At 63.0% G+C, this 25601-nt stretch carries 16 protein-coding genes; 15 read left to right on the top strand and 1 reads right to left on the bottom strand.

Translation table 11 applies throughout. From position 1 onward, the window contains the following. The first annotated feature begins 645 nt into the window (after nt 1-645). From I8J29_RS14215 to I8J29_RS14155, 13 genes are all read left to right on the top strand, one after another. Complete coding sequence (locus tag I8J29_RS14215; protein ID WP_208848236.1) at nt 646-1650, top strand: LacI family DNA-binding transcriptional regulator; 1005 nt, start codon at nt 646-648, stop codon at nt 1648-1650. A gap of 156 nt (nt 1651-1806) precedes the next feature. Next, a complete protein-coding gene (locus tag I8J29_RS14210; RefSeq protein WP_208848235.1) occupies nt 1807-3291 on the top strand; it encodes an extracellular solute-binding protein in 1485 nt (494 codons plus the stop codon). A gap of 75 nt (nt 3292-3366) precedes the next feature. Further along, nucleotides 3367-6462: an extracellular solute-binding protein gene (locus I8J29_RS14205; protein ID WP_208848234.1), complete on the top strand. Its 3096-nt coding sequence runs from the start codon at nt 3367-3369 to the stop codon at nt 6460-6462. A gap of 62 nt (nt 6463-6524) precedes the next feature. Beyond that, entirely contained in the window at nt 6525-7418 is an 894-nt protein-coding gene (locus tag I8J29_RS14200) for a carbohydrate ABC transporter permease (RefSeq protein WP_208848305.1), read from the top strand. 48 nt (nt 7419-7466) lie between these two features. Then, nucleotides 7467-8342 carry a carbohydrate ABC transporter permease gene (locus I8J29_RS14195; RefSeq protein ID WP_208848233.1) on the top strand — a complete coding sequence of 292 codons (876 nt, stop codon included), beginning with the start codon at nt 7467-7469 and terminating at the stop codon, nt 8340-8342. Between the two features lie 18 nt (nt 8343-8360). Further along, on the top strand, nt 8361-10433 hold the full coding sequence (locus tag I8J29_RS34475; RefSeq protein WP_208848232.1) for a YIP1 family protein: 2073 nt from the start codon (nt 8361-8363) through the stop codon (nt 10431-10433). Beyond that, the gene (locus I8J29_RS14185; RefSeq protein WP_208848231.1) at nt 10426-12750 is read left to right on the top strand and encodes a DUF5696 domain-containing protein; all 2325 of its coding nucleotides are present in this window, start codon (nt 10426-10428) and stop codon (nt 12748-12750) included. The genes I8J29_RS34475 and I8J29_RS14185 overlap by 8 nt, the downstream gene beginning before the upstream one ends. An 8-nt stretch (nt 12751-12758) precedes the next feature. Further along, complete coding sequence (locus I8J29_RS14180) at nt 12759-13631, top strand: carbohydrate ABC transporter permease (protein ID WP_208848230.1); 873 nt, start codon at nt 12759-12761, stop codon at nt 13629-13631. Between the two features lie 58 nt (nt 13632-13689). Beyond that, a complete protein-coding gene (locus tag I8J29_RS14175) occupies nt 13690-14676 on the top strand; it encodes a carbohydrate ABC transporter permease (RefSeq protein WP_208848229.1) in 987 nt (328 codons plus the stop codon). Nucleotides 14677-14729: 53 nt separating this feature from the next. Beyond that, entirely contained in the window at nt 14730-17147 is a 2418-nt protein-coding gene (locus I8J29_RS14170; protein ID WP_208848228.1) for a beta-galactosidase, read from the top strand. A gap of 31 nt (nt 17148-17178) precedes the next feature. After that, nucleotides 17179-18420 carry a glucoamylase family protein gene (locus I8J29_RS34470; protein ID WP_208848227.1) on the top strand — a complete coding sequence of 414 codons (1242 nt, stop codon included), beginning with the start codon at nt 17179-17181 and terminating at the stop codon, nt 18418-18420. Nucleotides 18421-18456: 36 nt separating this feature from the next. Beyond that, on the top strand, nt 18457-21852 hold the full coding sequence (locus I8J29_RS14160; protein ID WP_208848226.1) for a GH36-type glycosyl hydrolase domain-containing protein: 3396 nt from the start codon (nt 18457-18459) through the stop codon (nt 21850-21852). 30 nt (nt 21853-21882) lie between these two features. Then, complete coding sequence (locus tag I8J29_RS14155; protein ID WP_208848225.1) at nt 21883-22713, top strand: phytanoyl-CoA dioxygenase family protein; 831 nt, start codon at nt 21883-21885, stop codon at nt 22711-22713. 104 nt (nt 22714-22817) lie between these two features. Here I8J29_RS14155 and I8J29_RS14150 read toward each other — a convergent pair whose 3' ends face one another. After that, complete coding sequence (locus I8J29_RS14150; protein WP_208848224.1) at nt 22818-23213, bottom strand: hypothetical protein; 396 nt, start codon at nt 23211-23213, stop codon at nt 22818-22820. Nucleotides 23214-23411: 198 nt separating this feature from the next. Between I8J29_RS14150 and I8J29_RS14145 the strand changes: the two genes are divergently transcribed. Continuing rightward, nucleotides 23412-24665, top strand: a complete 1254-nt coding sequence (locus tag I8J29_RS14145) for an ATP-binding protein (protein WP_208848223.1) — start codon at nt 23412-23414, stop codon at nt 24663-24665. 126 nt (nt 24666-24791) lie between these two features. After that, nucleotides 24792-25574 carry an alpha/beta fold hydrolase gene (locus I8J29_RS14140; protein ID WP_208848222.1) on the top strand — a complete coding sequence of 261 codons (783 nt, stop codon included), beginning with the start codon at nt 24792-24794 and terminating at the stop codon, nt 25572-25574. Nucleotides 25575-25601 lie beyond the last annotated feature (27 nt).

The raw sequence follows: 25601 nt of genomic DNA, 5'->3' as shown, positions 1-25601 counted from the left end.
AACGATAGCGAATCTCATGTCCGCTTGGCTTTGAGCGGAACCGGAGAGCGGGTCCCTAAGCGGCTTTCGCTAACCGCGAGGGTAGCCCCAGCGTCTCTAATCGTCTGCCGTGGCCGCGCAACAGTCCGCACGGGCAAGGTTTTCGCTCGGCCGATGGTCGGTCCCGGACTTCCGCAACAGCCCGCATGGCCAAGCGTTTTCGGCATTGGTCCATTAATCATCGCCAGAACACCGCTTTAGCCGTTCGGCCCAGGATCTTGGCGGGCGGCCCCGCGTCACTAGGATCGAAACCGCAGTTTACCCCGGGTTTCTCGCCAGCTCGAGCTCCGCAAGGAGTCCTCAGCAGATCGCCGCCTTGTATTCGTAACAAGGGCAATCGCCCATCACTTCCCCTAATCGTTCAGCCCCGGTGTGGCATCCGAAGAGGTCGCATGGCGGGCAAAATTAGGCTGCTTACGTATTTTAATCGTTTCGATAAAGATTCTCTTTCGTCTCTAACCTTCCTGAATTCCTCCTAAAAATTAAAGAAAATTTACCCAAATTCGGTATTGTAATCGCTTTACTGTTGGGCTATAGTAAATATTGTAATTTGAAACGTTTCAAAAATCAGCTAGAGAATAGAAAGAGGCTCGAGAGGGGGCATCCATGTCTACGATTAAAGATGTCGCGAAACAAGCCGGCGTCTCCGTAGCGACGGTGTCGTACGTGCTGAACAACGACCCGCGGGTCAGCGAGCAAACGAGACAAAAGGTGCTGTCCGTCGTCGACGCGCTGAATTACCGCCCGAACGCGACGGCACGGAACCTCAAGCGCCGAAAGACCGAGACGATCGCGCTGTTCGTGACGGGTTTCGGCGGTCCGTTCTTCAGCTCGGTCATCGAAGGGCTCCAGGAGGTCGTCGAATCGAACGGCTACGATCTCATCGCATGCAGCACCGGCAACGATTCGTCGAGCCGCTTCCTTCAGGAGAAGCTGTTCGACGCCGCCGTCGTTTTCGGTCCGACGATTCCGGACGAGCTGCTCGTGCAGATGGCCTCCAGATCCTTTCCGATCGCGGTGATGGACCGGGAATTGAAGGCGGATCACGTGCACCAGGTCTTGATTAACAACGTGCAGGGCGCGTATAACGCGACCAAGCATCTGGCCGGACTTGGCTACCGGACGATCGGATACCTCAGCGGAGGCGTGAATTCCTACAACAACCAGAAGCGGTTCGAAGGCTATAAAAGCGCGCTCGAGGACGCGGGGCTGCCGTTCCAGATCGCGTACACGGCCCAAGGGCATTTCACCGAGCAAGGCGGGTATCAAGCAACCCGGTCGTTGATCATGAGCGGCAAGGTGCCGGAAGCGATTTTCTCCGCCAACGACGAGATGGCGATCGGGTGCATTCAGGCGCTGACGGAGGCCGGCTACAAGGTTCCGGAAGACGTCGCGATCGTGGGCTTCGACGATCTTCGGATATCGTCGTATGTCCGTCCCGCGTTGACGACGATCAAGCATCCGATGCGCGAATGGGGCTCCATCGTGACGCACACGATTTTTCAAGCCCTGCTCGACGGTCTGGACGAGCCCAAGAAAATCATGCTCGACACCGAGCTTGTCGTTCGGGAGTCGTGCGGCATACGGCTGAAGAAGACGGTTTCGAATTAAATCACGGTCCGTGAGGGACTAACGGGCGCCGGCGCGACCGGCGAGGGCCCGTTATTGCCAAGAATGATTGCGCTTACATTTTGGCTGCCGGCATGCCGGCAGGCGAATTAACCATTATCGGGCAGCGAATGCCCGCGATAACAGGGGGAAACGGCGATGAAAAAATCGGTTGGCACGATGCTCACGACCGTTCTGCTGGCAGGCATGTTGGCCGGCTGCGGCGGCAACGCGAACGGCGGCAATGTCGCGAATACGGGGGGAAATGCCGCGAATTCGGGCGAAAACGCCGCGAACGGCGCCAATGCCGCGAACGGCGCCAATGCCGCCGGCGACGACGCCGGCAATGCGAACGCCGGCACGGCGGGGAATGCCGGTACGAACGCGGATGCGGGCGGCGGCGCTTCGGGCGAGCCCGTCACGCTGAAGTTCGCGACGTGGAGCGATCCCGTCGTCGAGCAAAAGAAGATCGACGCCTTCATGAAATCCCATCCGAACATCAAAATCGAAATCGACAAATCCGTCACCTGGCCGTGGGACGAGAAACTTGGCGCGGCGGCCGCGGCGGGCAAGCTTCCGGACGTGTTCTTCGTGTTCAACGGGCCGGCGGACGTGGCGAACGGCTGGCTCGCGGACATGAAACCGTACCTGGACGCGGATTCGGACTACAGTCCGGACAAGATTTTCAGCAACTTGAGCGAGACGGGGCAGTACAACGGCAAACAGTACATGCTGCCGCATCAAATGTTCATGACGGGCGTGCTCATCAACGAGGACCTGTTCAACAAAGAAAACGTGCCGCTTCCGAAGAAAAACTGGACGACGAAAGAGTTCGAAGACATCGCGAAGAAGCTGACGAAGGTAAGCGACCGCCAGTTCGGCGTGGAGAACATCGTCGGCGCCCGCGAAGCGTTCGTGCCGCAGTTCGACCCGTCGCTCGGCTGGCTGACCTACGACGGCACGAAGTTCAACTTCGACAATCCGGCGTTCTCCGACGCGATTCATTGGATCAACAACATCGTGTACAACGACAAAACGTCGGTGGACCTGTACGAGCGCGCGGAGCAGGACAAGTGGTACGGCAAGGACAAAAGCGGCTTCGTGGCCGGCAAGGTCGGCATGAAGATCGACGCCAACTGGGCGTTCGCCGACCTCGCGAAGAACGCGAAATTCAAGTGGGACTTCCTGCCGCTGCCGGCCGACAAGGGCCAGCGCGTGCCGATCGTGACGGACTACGTCGGCATGGCGGCGAACACGAAGCATCCGAAGGAAGCGTACGAATTCATCAAATGGCTGACGTTCTCGAAGGACGGCTGGATGCAGCGCATCAACGAAATCGAGAAGCCGATCCAGACGATGCCGCTGGTCAACGACCGCGACGTTTGGGACGCGTACCTGAAGACGACGTTCACGGCGCCGGGCATCAAGGACGTCATCTCCATGATCGGCGAGGGCTTCGTCGACGGCTACAAGTGGCTGCCGGGAGACGCGGAGATCATCGATAAAGTATTGAACCCGTACGATACGAAGAAGGACCTCGTGACGCTCAAAGTGAAGCCGGAAGACGTCGCGAAGGACATTCAGCAAAAAGCGACGGCGATCTTCGACAAGAACAAAACGCAAATCGACGCGGCGACGAAGTAACCGCGAGGCCGGCTCCTTTCTTTCGCGCGACGCGTGAGGAAGGAGCCTATCATTTGGCAGTAAAGGAGCACGCACATGAAAAGAAGGCTTGCAGCCGTCATGTTGATCGCGGCGACGCTGTCCGGCGTCGCCGCCTCGCCCGGCGCGCCGGCGTTCCCGTCCAAGGCTTACGCGGACGACGGAAACGGGAGCGGCGCGGGCGGACAAGCGGACACCGACAACTCGGACGTGCTCGATGCCCTGTTCGGCGGTCCCTCGAAGGGCGGCCCCGAGACCGCGCAGCCTGGCGGGCAGGACGGGCCGCGGCAGCAGGAGGAAGGCGCCAGGCCGATCGTCGGCGACGATTACGCGGACGTTCTGAAGCGGTGGCGCGCGGACGGCGTGCGCGAAGTCGCCGGATTCCGCGCGGAGGTGGCGCCGGAGGCGTTCACCGTCGGCGGAAGCAAGGCGCCGCTGACGTCCGCGGCGGACGGCAAAGGCTACGGCGCGCCGGTTTTTCGGTGGGACGAGGGGACGTCCGAGGTCGCGTTTCATGTCCGGGTGCCGCAGGAAGGGCTCTATCAGGTGAGATTGGATTATTATCCGCTGTCGGACAAGGTGATCGACATCCAGCGCGGCATCCGGATTAACGGAGCTTACCCGTATTTTCAGGCACGGCAGTTCGAGCTGCCGAAGTTTTGGAAAAACGGCGCCTATCCGTTCGCGCAGGATTTGCTCGGCAACGACGTGCTGCCGGATCAGGTCATGCTGCCGGGCTGGCGCTCGCAGGACGTGCAGGCGCCGGCGTCGGCGGACGATCTGCCGCTGCTGTTCCGGTTTCGCGCGGGCGACAACGTCGTGGCGCTGTCGTTCGTCAGCGAGCCGGCGCTGCTCGGGAACGTCGCCGTCGAAAGCGCGTCGCCGCTTCCGGCCTACGCCGATTATCGCGGCGCGTCCGGGACCGAGGCGCCCGCGTACCTGGGCGCGGTGGAAGCGGAGGACATCGCGATGAAGAACGAGCCGTTCATTCGCGCCCAAGCGGACGGCAACCCGTCCGCGGTGCCGTTCAGCAGCAAGCGGCTGCGCCTGAACGCGCTCGGCGGCGACTCCTGGCAGGTCGGCGGGCAAAGCGTGACGTGGACGTTCCGGGTGCCGGAGGACGGCGATTACCGTCTCGCGTTCAAGTATAAGCAGGACCCGATCACGAGCGAATCGGGCACCGACATGCCCGTGTACCGTTCGCTCCGCCTCGATGGCGCCGTGCCGTTCCGGGAAGCGCTCGAGGTCGCGTTCCCGTACGCGGACGGCTGGACCAACCGGGCGGCGTCGGGCAAGGACGGCGAGCCGTACCGGTTCCGTCTGACGAAGGGCGAGCACACGCTGACGCTGACCGCCGACGATGCGCCGTACCGCGATACGATCCGCGCGATTCAGGATGCGATGCAGGGCGTCAACGACTTCATCATCGAGCTGAAGATGGCGACGGGCAACGGGCAGGACGCGAACCGGGACTGGGACCTGACGGACCAAATCCCGGACGCGCCCGAGCGGCTGTCGCGGTACGCCGATCTGCTTGAGAAGCGCAACGCCGAGCTGATGGCGCTCGTCGGCAAGACGACGGACGCGTCGAAATCGCTCGTCATCTCCGCGCGCGTTTTGCGCGCGCTCGCCAAGGACCCGAACGAAATCCCGTACAAGACCGACCAGCTGTCCGGAGGCTCCAATTCCGTCATGCAGCTGCTCGGCAAGACGCTGGCGAAACTGCCGAACCAGCCGCTGACGCTCGACCGGTTCTACGTCTACTCGGGCAAGGCGCTTCCGTCCGCGAAGGCAAGCTTCTTCGACCGGGCGAAATCGTACCTCTCCGTGTTCTTCGGCTCCTTCACGAAGGATTACGGCAAAATCAACGATAACGGAAACGACGCGCTGCAAGTCTGGGTCAACCGTCCGCGCCAATACGTGATGGCGATGCAGCAGATGGCGAACGAAGACTTCACGAAGCGGACGGGCATCAAGGTGTCGTTCTCCCTCATGCCTGACGAGACCAAGCTCATCCTCGCGAACGCCGCGGGCAATTCGCCCGATGCCGCGCTCTCGATCAACACGACGACCCCGTTCAACCTCGCGGCGCGCGGGACGCTGACCGATCTGCGGCAGTTCCCGGACTTCGAGGACGTCATGAAGCGGTTCTCCCCGGGGACGATGCCGCCGTACCAGTTCGACGGCGGGACGTACGCGCTGCCGGAAACCCAGGATTTCTGGGTGCTGTTCTATCGCAAGGACATCATGGACGCCCTTCATTTGCCGGTACCGGACACGATGGACGACGTGAAGAAGCTGCTCCCGGAGCTGCAGCGGTACGGCTTGAACTTCTACGATCCGCTCGCGCAGACCGGCGGCAACAAGCAGATCTGGCTCACGTCGCCGTTCATCTTCCAGCACGGCGGCGAACTTTTCTCGGAAGACGGCGGCAAGACGGCCATAGACAGCGAGCAGGCGATCGCGGGCATCAAGGAAATGACCGACCTGTTCACCGTCTACAATCTGCCGCTCAACGTGCCGAACTTTTATAACCACTTCCGCGACGGCAGCTTGCCGATCGGCATCTCGAATTTCACGACGTACGTCCAGCTGACGTCGGCGGCCCCGGAAATCAGCGGCTTGTGGAAAATCGCGCCGATGCCCGGCGTGAAGAACGAAGACGGCACGGTGGAACGATGGGCGGCGGGAACGGCGCAGACGTCGATGATCTTCAAGAACAGCACGAAGCAGCAGCAAGCGTGGGAACTGTTGAAATGGTGGACCTCCGCCGCGACGCAGGAGCAGTTCGGCAACCGGATGCAGACGATCTACGGGCCGACCTTCATGTGGAACACGGCAAACTTGGATGCCTTTCAGGAGATGGCCTGGCCGGCCGACGATATCAAGGTCGTGCGGGAACAGTGGAAGTGGCTGAAGGATACGCCGCATATTCCGGGCGATTATATGCTCGAGCGGCAGCTCAGCGACGCCTGGAACAAAATCGTGTTCAATGGCGTCAATCCGCGGCGCGCCATCGAGGACGCGACGATCTTGACCAATCGCGAGCTCGCGAAAAAGCTGGAGGAATTCGGCTACATGAAGAACGGCGCCTGGGTGAAGAAGCTTCAGGTTCCGGAGCTCCCCGGCGCGGAAAGGCGGGATGACCAGTGAGCCAATCCACCCTTGCGCGGGCAAGCGCCGACGCCGGCGCCCGGCCGGCCGCGAAGAAAACGATGAAGCGCTCGGCGCGGGAGGAGCTGTCGGCCTATCTGTTCCTCGGCCCGTTCCTGATTCTGTTCGCGCTCTTCATTATCATTCCGGTCGGGGCGGCGATCGTGCTCTCCTTCACGTACTTCAACACGGTGCAGCGGCCTTCGTTCATCGGCCTGCAAAACTACGTGAATCTCTTGACGCAGGACAGCGAATTCATGATGTACGTCCTGCCGAATACGATCAAGTTTGCCCTGCTCGTCGGCCCTGGCGGCTACCTGCTGTCCTTCTGGCTGGCGTGGCTGCTGTCGCAGGTCTCGCGGAAGCCGCGGACCGTGCTGGCGCTCGTGTTGTATTCGCCGTCCATGACGGCCGGCGTGGCGATGACCGTCATCTGGCTCACGCTGTTCAGCGGCGACAGCGCGGGCTATCTGAACGCGACGCTGCTAAAGCTGGGCGTCATCCATCAGCCGATTCAATGGACGCAATCGCCGCATTATCTGATGCCGATCATGGTGATCGTCACGCTCTGGAACAGCATGGGCGTCGGCTTCCTCGCGATGCTGGCCGGCATTTTGAACATCAACAAGGAGATGTACGAGGCCGGGTATATCGACGGCATCCGGAGCCGGCTGCAGGAGGTATGGTACATCACGATTCCGTCGATGAAGCCGCAGATGCTGTTCGGCGCGGTCATGGCGGTCGTCGGCACGTTCCAGGCCGGCGAAATCGGCGTTCAGCTGTCGGGCACGAATCCGACCCCGCAATATTCGGGGCAGCTGCTGATCAACCATATCGCCGACTACGGCTTTATCCGGTACGACATGGGGTACGCCTCCGCCGTCTCGGTCGTGCTGCTGCTGATCATTTACGGCTTCTCCAAGCTGGCCTGGCGGCTGTTCGGCGAGAAGGACTGAGGGCGGCGATGGCCGCGAATCGACTAATACGAGTAAGAAGGTGGTCCGGTGGCATCCTTTCACGGCAATAAAATCAATCCGAGCCGCTTCGGCTTCGGGCAGCTGAAATTTTACGCGGTCCTGGTGCCGCTGGGCTTCGTCATGACCCTGCCGATCGTCTTCATGTTTTCGCAGGCGCTGAAACCGCTGGACGAGCTGTTCCTGTTTCCGCCGACGTTTCTCGTGCGCAAGCCGACCTTCGAGAATCTCTCCTCGCTGCTTAGCCTGAAGGACATGAGCGTCATTCCGGTGACGAAGTACCTGTTCAACAGCATCGTCGTCTCGGGCGTCGTCGTGTCCCTCTCGCTGCTGACGAGCGCGATGGCGGGCTACGCGCTGTCGAAGAAGCGGTTCCGGCTGCGCAAGGTCATCTTCGAGATCAATACGATCGCGCTCATGTTCGTCCCGGCGGCGGTGACGATTCCGCGGTACTTGATCATCGAGAAGCTCGGGCTGATCAATACCTACTGGGGGCACCTGCTCCCGCTGCTTGCGCTGCCCGTCGGCGTGTTTTTGGTCAAGCAGTTCGTGGACCAGATTCCCAACGAGCTGCTTGAGGCGGCGGCGATGGACGGCGCGCGGGACCGGTACGTGTTCGCGCGGATCGTCCTGCCGCTGATCGCGCCGGCCATGGCCACCGTGGCGATCTTGGCGTTCCAGACGGTCTGGAATAACGCGGAGACGTCGAGCTTGTATATGAGCAAGGAGACGCTGAAGACGTTCGCGTTCTATATGACGACGCTCAGCTCGACGGTCGGCAACAACGTGGCCGGCCAAGGGGTGGCCGCGGCCGCGGCGCTTATCATGTTCATTCCGAATTTGATCATCTTCATCTTCATGCAGAGCAAAGTCATGGACACGATGGCGCACTCGGGGCTGAAGTAGGGAAGGGAGACGCTCAACGTGAAATGGAAATCGCTTATCGCGGCGGCCGTCGCCTTCGCGCTGCTGGCGGCCGCCATTCCGCGCCCCGCCGGCGCCGCGGGCTACGACGCCTTCACGTTCAAGCAGAACGGACAGCCGCGGCTGACGCAGACCGCGTACGTGCCGATGGGCGCCATCGACGGCTACGGCATGTTCGGCGCGGGCGCCGCGGAGCGGGAGAAGAAAGGCGAGCTGACGGCGGCGCTCGACCAGCCGCAGGATCTGTTCATCGACGCGCGCGGCCATATCTACGTCGCGGATACCGGCAACGGCCGCGTGCTGGAGCTGGACGCGCGGGGAAGCGTGATTCGCGTCTTCGGCGAAGGCGAGCTCGACGAGCCGACGGGCATTTACGTCGATGGCGAAGGGAAGCTGTACGTGGCCGACCACGGCGCGGAGCGGGTGTTCGTCTACGGGCCGGACGGCCGGAAGCTGACGGAGATCGGCAAGCCGGCGTCCTTGCTCTTCGGCAAGAGCAATGCGTTCAAGCCGCGCAAAATCACCGCCGACCTGCGGGGAAACCTGTACGTCGTCGGCGAGGGACTCGTCCAAGGCCTGGCCCAGCTGAGTCCGGACGGCGGCTTTCTCGGCTACTTCGGGGCGAACCGCGTGGGCTTCAGCTTGGAGCGTTCGCTGCAGAAGCTGCTCTTCACGCGCAAGCAGCTGAGCCAGCTGTCGCAGAAGCTGCCGCCTTCGCCGAGCAACGTGGCCATCGGCGAGGACGGCCTCGTTTTCACCGCAACCGTGGGTCTCGAGGGGGCCGGCATCAAGAAACTGAACGTCGCCGGCGATAATTTGCTGCACTCGTCCTCGTACATGAGCGGCAATATCGCGGACGTGACCGTCGACCGCATGGGCAACATCTACGCCGCGGACGCCGTGGAAGGCTTCATCTACGTCTACGATAAGGACGGCAGCCTCCTGTTCGGCTTCGGCGGCATGGACGCGGGCTATCAGAGTCTCGGGTACTTCACGTCGCCCTCGGGCATCGCGGTGAGCGGCAGCGGGTTGTTGTACGTGCTCGACAAGGAGCGCGGCAACATTCAGATCTTCAAGCCGACGCCGTTCGCGACGCTCGTGAACAAGGCGGTGTCGCTCTACCTCGACGGCAAATACGTCGACAGCCTGGAGCCGTGGCGCGAGGTGCTGCGCCTCGACAGCCTGTTCGACCTGGCTCACCTCGGCATTGGCCTTGCCTACTACAAGCAGGGTCGTTTCGACGAAGCGTTCGACGAACTGAAGTTCGCGAAGAACGCAGGCGAGTATTCCAACACGTATTGGGAGCTTCGGCGGGAGTGGCTGATGAAGCACGCTTCGACGGTGCTGTCGGTGCTCGTCGGATTCGCCGTCGCGTGGATGATCCTGAAGCGGCTGCATCGCCGGTTCGGCTTCGGGGCGCCCGTCGTGAACGCGGCGAGAAGAACCGGCCGCGTCCGGCTCGTCGGCCAGCTGCTCCACGTCTTCCGCATGCTGCGGCATCCGATCGACGGGTTCGAGGAGCTGACGAACGGAAAGGCGTCCGTCTTGTCCGCCGCCATCTTGCTCGCGCTGTTCGCGGCGGTTCGGCTCTACGAGGTGTTCCAGACGAGCTTCATCTTCAGCGGCGTCGATCCGTTGCGGATAAGCATACCGACCGAGCTGCTCAAGCTGTTCGTGCCGCTGCTGGGATGGATCGTCTGCAATTACATGGTCAGCGTCATCAACGACGGCGAGGGCAAATTCCGGGACGTGTTCAAGGGCTCGGTCTACGCGCTCAGCCCGTACCTGCTGTTCGGCGCGCCGCTGACCGTTCTGTCCAAGGGGCTGACCTTGATGGAGTCGGTCGTGTACGATTACGGCCGCATCTTTATCGTGGCGTGGTGCGCCGTGCTGTTCATCCTGATGGTGAAGGAAATCCACGGCTACGAATTCAAGGAAACGTTCAAGAACATCGCGATCACGGTGTCCGGCATGGTCATCATGGCGGTCATCGCCTTTATTTTCTTCGGCTTGTCCAGTCAGGTATGGGACTTTGTGCGGAGCATCGCGGAAGAGGTGAAATACCGTGGCTAAACGAAAGCAAGCCGTTCGAATCGGGCTCGGCCTGGCGGCGATCGCGCTCGCGGGTTCCATCGCGCACGCCTTCGGGCAGACGCCGGATTCCCGGGGCGGGCCGGTTCCCGGCGCCGCGCCGGGCGAACAGGAAGAGCAGGCCTTCTTCCGGTCCAACCGGTTCACGATGCCGGAGCCCGCGCGCGCGGACGTGCCGAAGACGACGATCGGCCAAGGATACGCGCGCATCGGCGAGAATGCCGGACTCGAATTGTACATGGACCAGACCACGTACGCAATCGCGGTCAAGAACAAGGCCACCGGCTACGTATGGTCCTCGCAGCCCGATTCGAAGACAATGCGCGGCGAAGACCTGAACGAGGACTGGCTGAACGCCATGCAGTCGCCGTTCCTGTTCGATTACTTTCAGGAGGGAGACGCGACGCCGGCGTCGGGCAATTACCGTTCGCAGCATGGCAAGGCCCTGTCGGCCAAGCCGGTCCCGGGCGGGATGGACGTGACCTACGCGCTGCCGGACCTCGGCATCTCGCTAACCGTCCGCACGGTCCTCGACGACCAGGGACTCGTCGTTTCGGTCCCGAACGACGCGATCGCGGAGAAGGGAAGCGGGCGGCTGGCCTCCGTTCAGCCGTATCCGTTCCTTGGCTCCGTACGTCAAGCGGACGTACCGGGGTACCTGTTCATTCCCGATGGCAGCGGCGCGCTGATCCGGTTCCGCGACCAGCAGTCGAGGTTCGACGAGCCGTACGTCGGAGAAATTTACGGCAGCGACGTCGCGACGACCGGCTTCGGTTTCGCGAACGCCGTCTCGTACCCGGTGTTCGGCATCGTGCACGGCGCGGGGCAAAACGCGTTGATGGGCGTCGTCGAGCAGGGGAAGGCGAACGCGGAAATCGTCGCGTATCCGAGCGGCGTCAACACGAACTATTACTGGGTGTCGCCGCGCTTCAAGATCCGGTCCGCGTATTTCCAGCCGACCAGCCAATCGATGGGCGGGATCAATACGTTCACGAAGGCCCGAACCGAAGGCGACAAATCCACGCGTTACGTGTTCCTGAGCGGCCGCGAAGCGGATTACGCCGGCATGGCCGCGGCGTATCGCGCCTACCTGCGGCGCGGCGGCCAACTGCCGGAGCGACCGGCGGCAGCGGCATCCGATACGGATCGGGATGTGCCGGTGGAGATCGATTTTCTCGGCGGCGACGTCGAGCCCGGCCTGATCGGGCGGCATGTGCTGAAGCTGACGTCTTTCGAGGAGGCGAAGGCGATCCTCGAGGATCTGCGCAAGCAAGGGGTTACCCGCGTGACGGCGGTGCTGAAAGGGTGGAACAGCGGCGGCTTGAACGGCGCGCGTCCCGCCAAACCGTCGTTCGCCGGCGAGCTCGGCGGCCGCTCCGGCTTCGAGGCGCTGCGCGACTACGCCGCGGCGCAGGGCATCGCGCTCAGCCTGGAAACGGACTACACCGACCTGCTGAAGGGCAGCCCCCGGACCAACGTCCGCACGGACGCCGCCCGGATGATCACGGACCGGCTGGTGGAATATCCGTTCGTGAGCAAGTTCGTCAGCAGCCTGTACAAGGACCTGAACGGGTACTTCCTGCGTCCGCAGTCCGCGCTGCGACTCGCGAAGGACGATTTCGGCGTTTTCCGCGAAGACGGGCTGACGAGCTTGGCGCTGAACGGCACCGGCTCCACGCTGTTCTCGGATTACGGCGGCAAGACGCCGCTTACCCGCACCGACGCGATGGGGACGTACGGCAAGCTGCTGGAGGAAGCGGGCAAGCAGTCGCTCCGGCTCCTCGTGAACCGGCCGAACGATTACATGCTGAAAGGCGCATCCGCGTACCTCGGCATGCCGCTGGAATCGTCGCAGTTCATGTACGCGACCGACACGGTGCCGTTCGTTGAAATGGTGCTTCACGGCGTCGTCGACTACTACGCGAAGGACGCCAATCATCAGGCCGACCCGGCGGAGGACGTGCTCCGGATGATCGAGTACGGCGCGTATCCGTCCTTCGTCATCACGAAGGAGCCGTCCTGGAAGCTGCAGAATACGCCTTCAAGCGACCAGTTCTCCACCGCGTACGGCGACTGGGCGCCGGAGATCAAGCGCCGGTACGACTTGGCGAACGAAGCGCTGAAGCCGGTTCAAGGCGCGTACATGACGGGACGCGAGGTGCCCGAGTACGGCGTCGTGAAAGTAAGCTATTCCAACGGCGCCGCGGTCTGGGTGAACTACACCGGACAGGATTACCGGAGCGGCGCGGTCGCGGTGAAAGCGCGCGGCTTTGCGGTGACGGGAGGCGGCGAGCCATGAGGACGGGAATGAAATTGAGATTGCCCAAAGCAAGGCGCGAGGCCTTGATCGGTTATGCGCTCGTGCTGCCGTGGATCGCCGGATTCCTGCTGTTCATGGCGTATCCGCTCTATTTCTCGCTCTTCATGAGCTTCAATAAGGTCGCCGTCACGCCGGACGGCATCAAGACGACGTACGTGGGCGGGGCCAATTACAAGGAAGCGTTTTTGACGGATCCGGAATTCATTCAGCAGCTGCTGCTCTTCGTCAAGTCCACCGTGCTGATGATCCCGATCGTCATCGTGTTCTCCCTGTTCGTGGCGCTGCTGATCAACCAACCGATTCGGGGACGGCAGCTGTTCCGCGCGATCTTCTTCCTGCCGGTCGTCATCACGAGCGGCGAAGTGGTCCAGGAGCTGTTCTCGCAGGGCGCGGCGACGATTCCGCTGATGGACCAGTCCGGCGTCATCGACTACTTGAAGACGTCGCTGCCCGAAGCGTGGGGCAATCCGCTGATCGCGGTCATCGACAAATTCATCCTGATCCTGTGGTATTCCGGCGTTCAGATTCTGATCTTCCTCGCGGCGCTGCAGAAGGTGAACCCGCAGGTGTACGAGGCCGCCGCCATCGACGGCGCTTCGCCGTGGGTCAGTTTCTGGAAGGTGACGCTGCCGGAGGTGAAGCCGTTTATTCTGGTCAACCTCATCTATACGACGGTCGACCTGTTCACGAATACGTTCGGCGACGTCATTACGCTCATTCAGAAAAACATGTTCCAAGTGGACACGGGCTTCGGGTACTCCAGCGCGCTGGCCTGGATTTTTTTCGCCGTCATTCTGGCCGTGCTGCTGATCGTCGCGTGGTTCTTCCGCAACCGGGAAGGCAGAACGGCCGGATATTAGACGGTCAATTCAGAAGGTTAGGCAGACCGAAAGCCCTAATGCGAGGAGGAGAACGACTATGAGAGACGCAGCCGCAAAGCCGCTCGCGCGGGAGACGCGCCGGGCGGCGAACTGGCGGACATCGCTCCGCCGCTGGACGGACAAGACGACGCATCTGCTGTGGGGCCGGCAGGGCAACGACGGGCTGCTGCTCAAGACCGTCGTGTACGCGCTGCTGGTCATCGTCGGATTCGTCTATGTCTATCCGCTGCTGTTCATGATCTCGCAAAGCTTCAAAAGCCTCGAGGATCTGCTCGACCCGACGGTCGGCTGGATCCCGCGGCAGCTCGACTGGGACAACTACGTTCAGGCGTGGCACGTGCTGCATTACCTCAAGGCGCTCGGCGTCTCCCTGCTCAATTCGGTGCTGCCGGCCGTCGCGCAGACGGTCTCGTGCGCCATCGTGGGCTACGGCTTCGCCAAGTACAAATTTCCCGGCAAGCCGGTGCTGTTCGCGCTCATGCTCATCACGTTCGTCGTGCCGAAGCAGGTCATCATGATTCCGATGTTCCTGCTGTTCAAGCAGTACCACATGCTGGAAACGCCGCTGCCGTTCATCGTGCCGGGCCTCTTCGCCCAAGGGCTTCGCGGGGCGCTGTTCATCCTGATCTACGTGCAGTTCTTCCGCACGATTCCCGTCGCGCTGGAGGAGGCGGCGGCCATCGACGGCGCGGGCGCGTTCAAGACGTTCGTCCGCATTATCCTGCCGATTTCGGTGCCGGCGATCGTCGTGGTGTACCTGTTCTCGATGGTGTGGCACTGGAACGAGACGTACTTGGCCTCGCTGTATCTGGGCAACGCCATGACGACGCTGCCGCAGGAACTGAAGACGTTCAACGACGCCTTCAAGGCGATGTATACCGGCGGCGCGAAGGTGACGGACGTCAACGAAGCGATTCGGATGGCCGGCACGCTGCTGATCGTGCTGCCGCTGCTGGCGCTGTACCTGTTCGCGCAGAAGTATTTCACCCAGGTCGTCGACAAGACGGGATTGACCGGGGAATAGCGGCTTGGCCGAGGCATGCGGCGGAGCCATGACATGACGGGGAGAGTGCGACTGTGATCGAAATCATCGATAAAGAAATCCGGATCGACGGCCGGCCGGAGCTGATTTTGTGCGGGGAAATTCACTATTACCGGCTGCGGCGGGACGAATGGCAGGACCGCCTCGACAAGTTGAAGCTAGCCGGCTGCAACGCGGTGGCGTCCTACGTGCCGTGGCTCTGCCACGAAGAGCGCGAAGGCGAGATCGACCTGCGCGGCGCGAAGCGTCCCGAATACGATTTGGCGGGCTTCATCGACCTGTGCCGAGACAACGGGCTGTATTTCTTCCTCCGTCCCGGGCCGTTCATCATGGCGGAAATGAAAAACGAGGGGCTGCCCTATTGGCTCTACGAGCGATATCCGGAGATCGTGCCGGTCGGCTGGGACGGCCGGCCGGCGACGACGAAGACGGTCGATTACCTGGCGCCGGCCTTCCTGAAGGCGGCGCGCCGCTGGTACGAAGCGGTGATGGCGGTCGCCGTTCCCCGGCTGCAGCCGAACGGCGGGAACGTCATCGCGATTCAACTGGACAACGAGATCGGCATGCTGTCCTGGGTGAGCAACGGTCCGGATCTGACGCCGCTTGTTTTGGACGATTTTGCGCGATGGCTGACGGAGGTTTATCCGGCCGAGTCGCTGGCGGAGCGGTACCCGTTCGACTTGGGGGAACCGGCCGTCCGGACCGCGGCAATCCGCTCGCCGCGGGAGGCGTATGCGCCGGCGCTGCACCTCGACCTCGGCCATTACATGCGCGGCCGTTTCGCCCGGTACGTGGACGCGCTGCGCGGATTCGCCGAGGAATTCGGCGCGCGCGGCGTGCCGTTCGCGGTGAACATTCACGGCACCGGCGGGGGCCGCGGGTTCACGTTCCCGATCGGCATCAGCCAGCTGTACGAGACGTACGAAGGGAAGCCGGGCTTCCTGTCCGGCTCCGATATTTATTTCGGCGATCTCGACATGAACACGTTCCAGGACCTGTACCTGATCAACGGCTTCATGGACGCGATGCACGGCGAGCATCAGCCGCTTGCGTCGATGGAATTCAACTGCGGCGACGGCAACTTCGGCGAGACGCTCGGCGCGCGGTACGACGTGTCGGCCGCGGATTTCAAGCTGCGCATGTGCGTGGCACAGGGCAACCGGCTGGTCAATTATTATTTGTTCTGCGGCGGCCGCAACGGCCTGCTCGACCACGGACGAGACGACGGCAATGGCCGGGCGGCCTTCACGGGCGAGCGCCATGGCTTCGCCGCCCCGATCGGCCCGGAAGGGGAGCCGAATTACACGTTCCCGCGGATGGCGCGCGGCATCCGGGCGATGATGGCGGTCGCGGACAAAGTCGCCGTCATGCGCGAGGAGCGCGACGCGGTCGCTTTCGCGTTCATTCCCGATTATTACATGACGGAATACCGGTACGCGGGCAGCGAAGCGATGCGGAGGATGTACGCGAATCTCGAAGCGAATCGGGCGCACTCGGGCTGGGAGACGATGGCCCGCGCCATGCTGCTCGCGGGCTACCGCTTCGGCGCCGCGGATATCCAGAACAAGCCGCTCCGCGCTGCCGAGGTGCCCGTGCTGGCGCTGCTGTCCGCAAGCTACATGGACGAGGCGCTGCAGCGCAAGCTCGCGGACTACCTTATGGAAGGCGGGAACGTGCTGCTGTACGGCGAGGTGCCGCAGTATGACATGGAAGCCCGGCCATGCACGATCCTGTCGGACTGCCTCGGCTTGCGCTTCGCGGCGGAGCATCGCGACGGGCCGGATTATTACCCGTCCGTCGTCGCCGAAGGCTGGGCAGCGCCGCGGCCGGAGGTGCGCACGCACTTCGCCCAGACCTTCGAGGCCGTGCGCGGCGCCGAGCCGTTCTTCCGCCTGCAGGGCAGCGGACAGGCGTGCGGGTTCGATTGCGCGGTCGGCCGCGGGCGCGCGATCGTCATGACGGCGCGCTACCGGACCGACATCGGCTTGTTCCGGGACGCGCTCGAGCGGCTGGGGGCGAAGGCAGGCTTGACCCACGACTGCCCGGAGCACGGCCTGTTCTTGACCTCGACGCGGTCGGCGGACGGCGAACGGTTCCTTCATCTGCTGAACCTTGACGGCTTCGACAAGACGCTGCGCCTTTACGATCGAGGCGAGGCGCTGTTCGAGGGCCGCGAGCTGACGATCGCCGCCAAGGACGGCGTCATGCTGCCGGTCGGCGTCAAGGCCGCGGGCGCGACGATTCTGGCTTCCACGGCGGAGATTATGGAGATCGGCGAGGCGCATCTCGCTTTCCGGCTGACGCAGGCGCAGGATTGGATCGCGCTCGAGACGGCGCGCCGGATCGCGCCGAGCGAAGCCTATAAGGTCGAGCGCCGCGGCGCGGCGCAGCGGATCGTATCGCTGCGGCACGCGAAGGTCGAAGACGAGCTGATCGTCCGTTTCGAGGCGTAACGCGAGCATCGCGAGAGAGGAGAGAACGAGCGTGGCACTATCGGACGATACCTTGCTCGAACTGGAGAGCAAACGAAGTTTTCAATTTTTTTGGGAGCAGGCGAACACGGATCCCGGCAGCCCGGGCTACGGGCTGATCCGAGACCGGGCGCCCGGCCGGCCGGAGATGGCGAGCGTCGCCTCCGTCGGCTACGGCCTGACCGCGCTTGCGATCGGCGCCGAGCGGGAATGGATCTCGCGCGAGGAAGCCGATGCGCGCGCGGTCGGTACCCTTCGTACCTGCTGGAGCAATGCCGAGCATCGGCACGGCTTCTTCTTTCACTTCCTCGACAGGGATACGGCGAAGCAGTACCGCGGCTGCGAGGTGTCCGTGATCGATACGGCCATCTGCATCTGCGGCGCGCTGACGGCCGGCGAATATTTCGGCGGAGAGGTCAAGCGGCTGGCGCAAGCGATCTACGAGCGCGTGGAGTGGGATTGGTACCGCGATCCGGAGACGAATCAATTCTACATGGGCTACAGCGACGAGAAAGGCGAACACTTCGGCACGTGGGACCATTACGCGGAGCAGTTCATGATGTACTTCCTTGGCGCCGCGTCGCCGACGCATCCCGTACCGGCTTCGATGTTCGAGGATTTCGTGCGGTACGTGGGCTACTACGGCGGGCACGGGCCGGTCATCCACAGCACGGGCGGTGCGCTGTTCGTCTATCAGTTCTCGCATGCCTGGTTCGACTTCCGCGGCCGGCGCGACCGATACGGGGTGGATTGGTACGAGAATTCGGTGCGGGCGACGCTCGCGAACCGGCAATTCTGCATCGACCGCGCAGACCGCTCGAAGACGTTCGGCCCGAACGCGTGGGGGCTTACCGCCTGCGACGGCCCGCGCGGTTACAGCGGCGGTTACGGCGCCGATCCGAACACGACGAAGCGGGACTATGCGGACGGCACGATTCCGCCTTGCGGGGCCGCGGGCTCGATCGTCTTCACGCCGCGGGAATCGATCGCCGCGCTGCGCCATTATTACGAGAACCACCCGCGGCTGTGGGGACCTTACGGCTTTAAGGACGCGTTCAACCTGGACGAGACGCCGGCCTGGTACGCCGAGGACGTCATCGGCATCGACAAGGGCATCACGCTCCTCATGATCGAGAATTATCGCACCGGCTTCGTTTGGCGCCACTTCATGAAAGTTCCGCCGGCCCGCCTCGGCATGGATCTGTGCCTGGGAACGGAAGCGGATGCAGGCGCCGGCGCCGGATCGATCGCGTAAGCGTCAGAGAGAGAATCAATACCTTAGGAGAGCAGGGTGAGCATCATACTCCAGACGACGGATTCGAAGCTTCACGTGCAAGAAGGGCCGTTCCGGTTCACGTTTCTGCGGAGCGGCGATCTGTTCGAGGCCGCTTACGGCGAACATACGCTCATTAACCAATTACAGGCTAACCCGCTCGACGGCGCCTTGAGCAATTTGTTCCTTCGCCGGTTCGCGGCGGACGGAATCGAGGCCGTGCCGCTGCTCGGCGTTCGTTCCGCCAGCCGTCTGCGCCGGCATGCGCGGGCGCTCGCGTGGGAAGGCGAAGCGTGGGGAGCGGCTTACCGGGTGACGTTCCGGCTGACGGAGCAGGGCGTCTGGTTCTGGGACGTCGCCTTGTCCGGCAACGCCGGCCTCGAGCTCGACGTCATCTACGGCCAGGACGTCGGCTTGGCCGACCGCGGCGCGGTCCGCTCCAACGAGGCGTACGTTTCGCAGTATATCGGGCACTCCGTCTTCCGCGATCCCGCGAAGGGCTACGTCGTCTGCTCGCGCCAAAATCAGCCGCAGGGCGGCAAGTTTCCCTATTTGCAGCAGGGCGCGCTAACCGGCGCGGCAGGATACTCGACCGACGGCTTCCAGTTCTTCGGCCTCTCGTACAAGGACACCGACGTGCCCGCGCGGCTAGCGATGGCGTCGCTGGCCAACGAGATTTATCAATACGAATTCGCCTACGTCGCGCTGCAGTCCGAGCGTATCCGGCTGAACGGCGAAGCCCGGGTCGTCTTTTACGGCTTGCTGAGAGCCGATCATCCGGAAGCGGCGGACGCGCCCGCGTTCGGCGCGGACGTGGCCGAGGCATGGCGGCAGACCGGCGACCGTCCGCTCGGGCCGGGAGAGGACGTGGAGACGACGAAGCGGAAGGCGTCGATCGCTTCGCCGCTGCGCGCGCTGCCCTTGACGGACGCGGAGCTCGCCGGCTTGTATCCCGAGCGGCTGCAGGAAGAATACGGCGGCGGCGAGCTCTTGTCGTTCTTCACGCCTGGACGCGAGCATGTCGTCCTGAAGGAGAAGGAGCTGCGGGTGGAGCGCCCGCACGGGCACATTCTGATGACCGGCGGCAACGACCGTGTGCGCGATGACGTGCTGACGACCACCGTTTACATGTACGGCGTGTTCAACTCGCAGCTCGCCGTCGGGAATACGACGTTCCACAAGCTGCTGTCCAATACCCGCAGCGCCCTGAACGTCATGAAGGCATCGGGCCAGCGCATTTACGTCGAGCTCGAGGGCCGCTACCGGCTGCTCGCGCTGCCTTCGCTGTTCGAGATGGGCTTTAATTACGCCAGCTGGCGGTACAAGCTGGCGGACGACGTCATCCTCGTGACGTGCTTCGCGTCCGCGGATACGCCGGAGGTTTGCCTGCGATTCGAATCGGAGAGAGGTATCGCCTACCCTTGTCTCGTCACGAACCAGGCCATCATGAACGCGAACGAATACGAGCTGCCCGCGTCGGTCGCGCAAGAAGGCGACACGCTGACGTTCCGGGCCGCGGCGGGCGCGCTCAGCGCCTCTGTGTACCCGGAGCTTCGCTATCGCCTGCGGGTGACGGGCGCCGTCATGAACGTCGGCGACGAACGGCTGCTGGCCGACGATACGCAGCCGGGCGAGGCGTCGCTCACCGTGCTGGCGCTGTCCGCGAGCCCGTCCTGGAGCCTGACCGTCCAAGGCTTGCTGCACGGGGAGCCGCTGCCGTTCGCGGAACGGTCGGCGGACGAGGAGAAGGAGCGGTACCGCGCGTTTCTCGGCGGGGTTTTGAACGGGTTCCGCTTGTCCTCGGACGGCGGCGCCTCCGCCGAATTGGAGAGCATGAATACGCTGGCTTGGTGGTACGCGCACAACATGCTTGTCCATTTCTCCGCGCCGCACGGGCTGGAGCAGTACGGCGGCGCCGCCTGGGGAACGCGGGACGTCTGCCAAGGACCGGCCGAATATTTCCTGGCGGCGCAACGCTATGGCACGGTCCGGGAGATCCTGCTGCGCGTGTACGCGCAGCAGTACGAGGACACGGGCCATTGGCCGCAATGGTTCATGTTCGACCGGTACGCGAGCATTCAGGCCGACGAGAGCCACGGCGATATCGTCGTCTGGCCGCTCAAGGTGCTCGGCGATTATTTGCGGGCGACGGGGGACTTCGGCATTTTGGCGGAGCCGGTTCCCTATATGGCGCGCGGGCCGTTCGCCTTCACGGAGGCCAACGCGAGCCTGTTAGCGCATGTCCGGAAGGAAATCGCTTATATTCGCGGGCACTTCGTGCACGGCACGCATCTATCGGCGTACGGCGACGGCGATTGGGACGACACGCTGCAGCCGGCGAACGCCCTGCTGAAGCGGTACATGGTGAGCAGCTGGACGGTCGCGCTGACCTATCAGGCGATCGGCGGCTTCGCGGCGGCGATCAAGCCGCACGACGCCGGTTTGTCAGCGGAGCTGCAAGCGTTGGCGGAGGGGATTCAATTGGATTTTAACCGGTTCATGCTCGCCAAAGACGTCATTCCGGGCTTCTTGTACATGGAGAATCCGAGCGCGCCGGAACCCATGCTTCACCCGGAGGATACGGCGACGGGCATTCGCTATCGCCTGCTGCCGATGACCCGGAGCATGATCGGCGAACTGTTGACGAAGGAGCAGGCGGAGAAGCACTACGCCGTGATTAAGGAGAAGCTGTATTTTCCGGACGGCGTCCGGCTGATGGATCGTCCGGCGCGGTATGCGGGCGGCGTCAGCGTGCGGTTCAAGCGAGCCGAGCAAGCGGCCAACTTCGGCCGCGAAATCGGGCTGCAGTACGTCCACGCGCATATCCGCTTCGTCGAAGCCTCGGCCAAGCTCGGCTATGGCGACGAAGCCTGGAAGGCGCTGCTAATGATCAACCCGGTCGGCCTGTCCGGCGTCGTGCCGAACGCGGAGCCTCGCCAACGCAACGCGTACTTCAGCAGCTCGGACGGGAAGTTCAACGACCGCTACGCGGCGCAGGAAGGGTTCGAGGGACTGCGGGACGGCCGGGTGCCGGTCAAGGGCGGCTGGCGGATCTACTCCAGCGGCCCGGGCATCTACATGAACCAGCTCGTCTCGAATTGCCTGGGCATTCGCCAGGAAGACGGGGACCTGGTCGTCGATCCCGTACTGCCGGATGCCTTGAACGGTCTGCGATTCGCTTATCGGTTCATGGACTGGCCGGTGGAGTTCGTCTACCGTCTCGGAAACGCCGGCGAACGGAAAATCGCCGTGAACGGGATCGTGGCGTCCGCCGCGCCGACGGCGAACCGCTATCGCCGCGGAGGGCTGCGGGTCGCCCGGGAGCTGCTTGTCCACGCGCTGAAGGAAGAAGGCAACGTCATCGAGCTATGGATGTCGTTCGGCCGGCCATCGTCGCATGCAACGCAATCGTAACGTAATCTATCGGGAATGGTGGGGAATCGCATGAATGTAACCGCGGAAGAATTGGCCGCCGGCCGATTGTCGCCGGAATCGCTCGAATTGGCGGTAAGGCTCATCGAAGTGAATGGCTTCGTGCTATTCGAGGAGGTGCTGCCCCGCGCGCAGACGGAGGCGTTGTACGCGCGCATGGAGGGGCTGCTTCAAGGCTTCATGGAAGAGAAAGGCTTCAATTTGCGCGACGGGTTCCATGACGGAACGAACCATATCGGCCTGCATCTGCCCTTCGAACAGCCGTTTTGCCATGAATCGCTGATTGCCCATCCGTTCGTCACCGACGTGGTCGACCGCATCTTGGGCGAGGACTGCTTGCTCACGTATTTCGCCTCGAACACGTCCATGCCGGGCGGGACGAAAGCCCAGCATGTTCATGCCGACATGGGCGCGAGGTTCGGCGACCGCTGCGGCGCCAATCTGCCGATCACCCATCTCGTCGTCAATTATCCGTTCGTCGACGTGACGGAGGAGAACGGCCCGATGGAGGCATGGCCGGGCGGCACGCACCTGCATCCGGACCGGTGGTACGGTCCGAACGCCCATGATAAGTCGCGGCTCGCCGAGCATATGCTTTCGTTCAAGGCGACGATGCCGGCCGGCTCCATCTTGATCCGTGACGACCGGATGTGGCATCGCGGCACGCCGAACCGTTCGGATCGGCCGCGGACGAATATGGCGTTGATCTACACCTCGGCGGCCAACGGGCCAGGCGAAGGCAGCATCGCCATCCCGCGGGAGACGTACGACGGGCTTTCCGAGAAAGCAAGGCGGCTGCTGCGTAAGGAGAAGATCGGGTTCCCCGCCGCGCGGCCGGATTGAGTGCTGCCGAAGCGGCCGGCGGTTACCGATCGCCCGGCCGCTCCCATACCCCCGCGCGCAAAAGAAGCTGCCGGCATCGCCGGCAGCTTCTTTGCCTGCGTCGATCAAGGCCGCCCGAGCAGGCCCGGGAACGGGATTACCTCGGCCGGCGCGCTCGGCCGACGTCCGCCCCGGCCGGCGATCTTGCCCGTGCCGGGATCCATCGCGAGCTTCATGTCGCGCGGCAGCCCGAGCGAATCCTTGATCTCGCGCCAGATCGCGTCGTGCTCCTCCTGCAGCGTCTGCACCCGCGCGCTGTACTGCCGCCGGATCGCGACGAGCGCGTTCACGGATGCCTCCTGCAGCTCGGCCTCGAGCGCCTCCCGCCGCTCCTCGTGCGCGGCGAACGCGCGCCGCAGCCGCTCGCTCGCCACGCCGAGCTCCACCAGCGGCTCTTGCTCGCCCGCCCTTCCCAGAAAACTGAACAGCTCCTGCATATCGACCGGTCCGCGCCCATTCATCGTTTCCATCCCCCTACCGTCTATGAAAAGATTCATTCTATGATCTAGTATCGCCCGTTCATAGGGAAGCTATGCCGGGCCGCCTCCAAATCTTTCAAATCGTTTTCCGCCCCGCCCGACGGCAGGAGAGTTTCGTTCGTTCGCGAATACTTTCAAGTAGGATCGAATCCCATCGGATTTTGTGAAGGGCGGCCGCGCGTGAACATCACAAAAGATTTCTTGCTTCAACTTTCGCTGGTCGGATTCCCTCTCGGCATCTATCTCGCTTACGTACTCGGCCATATCGGCCCGATCAAACAACAAACGCTGCTCTTCGCCGTATTATGGGGAAGCTCGATCGCCCTCTGCATGTCGTTTCCCGTGACCTACGGCAACGGCAGCCATCTCGACCTTCGCATCGTTCCGCTCATGATGGGCACGCTCTATGCCGGACGCAGGGCGGGTCTTTGCTTGGGCTTATTCGTGCTGCTCTACCGCTTCTACGCCGTCGGCGCCGGACCGGGCTTCTGGACCACCTCGCTGTCGCTGCTCTTCGGCTTCTCCGCGGTGCTGTACGCGCAGCGGATGTTCGAGCAGGCCGCCAAGGGCAAGCGGCTGCGCATCGCGGTTCTGCTGGCGGTCTTCTATTGCGTCACGGGGTCTTTCTTCGCGAGCTTGATTCAGGGCGTTACGGCGCAAACCTTCGTCGTGCAGCTCTTCCACCTAGGCCTGGTCGTCGGCATCGTCTGGACGATGACCGGGTTGATCGAGACGATGGCCGAGATCCATACGATGCGCAAGGAACTGCAGGACGCCGAACGGCTTCGGCTGATCGGCGACTTGACGGGCGTCTTCGCGCACGAGATCCGCAATCCGATGCAGGTCGTCCGCGGCTTCCTCCAGCTGCTGGACGCGCCCGAGCTGCCGCCGGCCTCCAAGACGCAGTACATCCGGCTGTCGATCGAGGAATTGGACAGGGCGAACGAGATCATCCGCGAGTTTCTGCTGCTCGGCAAGCCGGTCTCGGACAACCGGGAGGAAGTCGACGTCGGCCGGCAGCTGCGGCGGACCGCGAGCCTGATCGAGAATTACGCGCTCGGCAAAAACGTCACGATCGAGACGACGATCGAACCGGACTGCATGATCAGCGGCAACGTCCAGCGGCTCAACCAATTCCTCATCAACATCATGAAGAACGCGATCGAAGCGATGCCGGACGGGGGCGCCGTGCGGGCGTCCTGCATCGCCGTCGACGAGTCCCGCATCGAGATCCGCGTGAGCGACGAGGGCGTGGGGATGTCGAAGGAGGAGGTCGAGCGGCTCGGTTCGCCGTACTATTCGCTCAAGAAGAGCGGGACGGGGCTCGGAATGATGGTGAGCTTCCAAATCATCCGGTCGTTCGGCGGCACGCTGCGCGTCTTCAGCGAGAAGAACAAGGGGACCGAGGTGGTCGCGAGTCTTCCGAGCATCTAGCGCGGACGCGTCGTTTCGCCGCCGCCGTTCCATTCGTCCGGCCGCAGCGCCGCCTCGTCATTCACGTTTGGGCGCTGGGCGCGTATCCTATCGGGAACGGATTTTATTTTCACGGAGGCATCGGCGGTGGGATACTACGTTACGGTGGAGCCGGGCGTGAAGCTCTACGTGGAGGACATCAACCCGGCAGGAAGCAAGACGATCGTGTTTTTACATGGCTGGCCGCTCAGCCATGAGCAGTTCGAATACCAGTTCGACGTGCTGCCCGGCATGGGCTACCGCTGCATCGGCATCGACTGGCGGGGCTTCGGCAAGTCGGACCGGCCCTATGACGGATACAATCTGGAACGGCTCGCGGACGACATCCGCGCCGTCGTCGTCGCGCTGCAGCTGAAGGACTTCGTCCTCGCCGGGCATTCGACCGGCGGCGCGATCGCGATCAAGTACGTCGCGCGGTACAACGGCGGCGGCGCGTCGAAGCTCGTGTTGATCGACGCGGCGGCCCCGACGGGCTTTACGCAGGAGACGGCGGCCCGGATGCTGAAGCAGACGTTGAACGACCGGGCGAACATGATGCTCGGCGTGACGGACATCTTCTTCTTCCGGTACATCTCCAAGCCGTTCTCGGACTGGTTCAACCGGATGGGCATGGAGGCTGCCGGCTGGTCGACGGCCGCGGTCATCGTCATGCTGCGGGATTTGAATTTAAGCGCCGATCTGTCGCGCATCCAGGTGCCGACGCTGATCGTGCACGGCATTCACGACCAGGTCATTCCGTACGCCCAGGCGGAGGAGATGCACCGGAAAATTCCCCATTCGCAGCTCGTGCCGTTCATGTTCAGCGGCCACGGATCGTTTTACGACGAGCGCGACAAGTTCAACCAGCTGATGCGGGAGTTCGTCGGTTAACGCGAGGAAACCGCGTAGTGGGATAAT

It is taken from the genome of Paenibacillus artemisiicola (assembly GCF_017652985.1).
GTDB lineage: Bacteria > Bacillota > Bacilli > Paenibacillales > Paenibacillaceae > Paenibacillus_Z > Paenibacillus_Z artemisiicola.
Note: the sequence above shows the minus strand (reverse complement) of the source record. Positions and strands in the feature narration are given on the sequence as shown.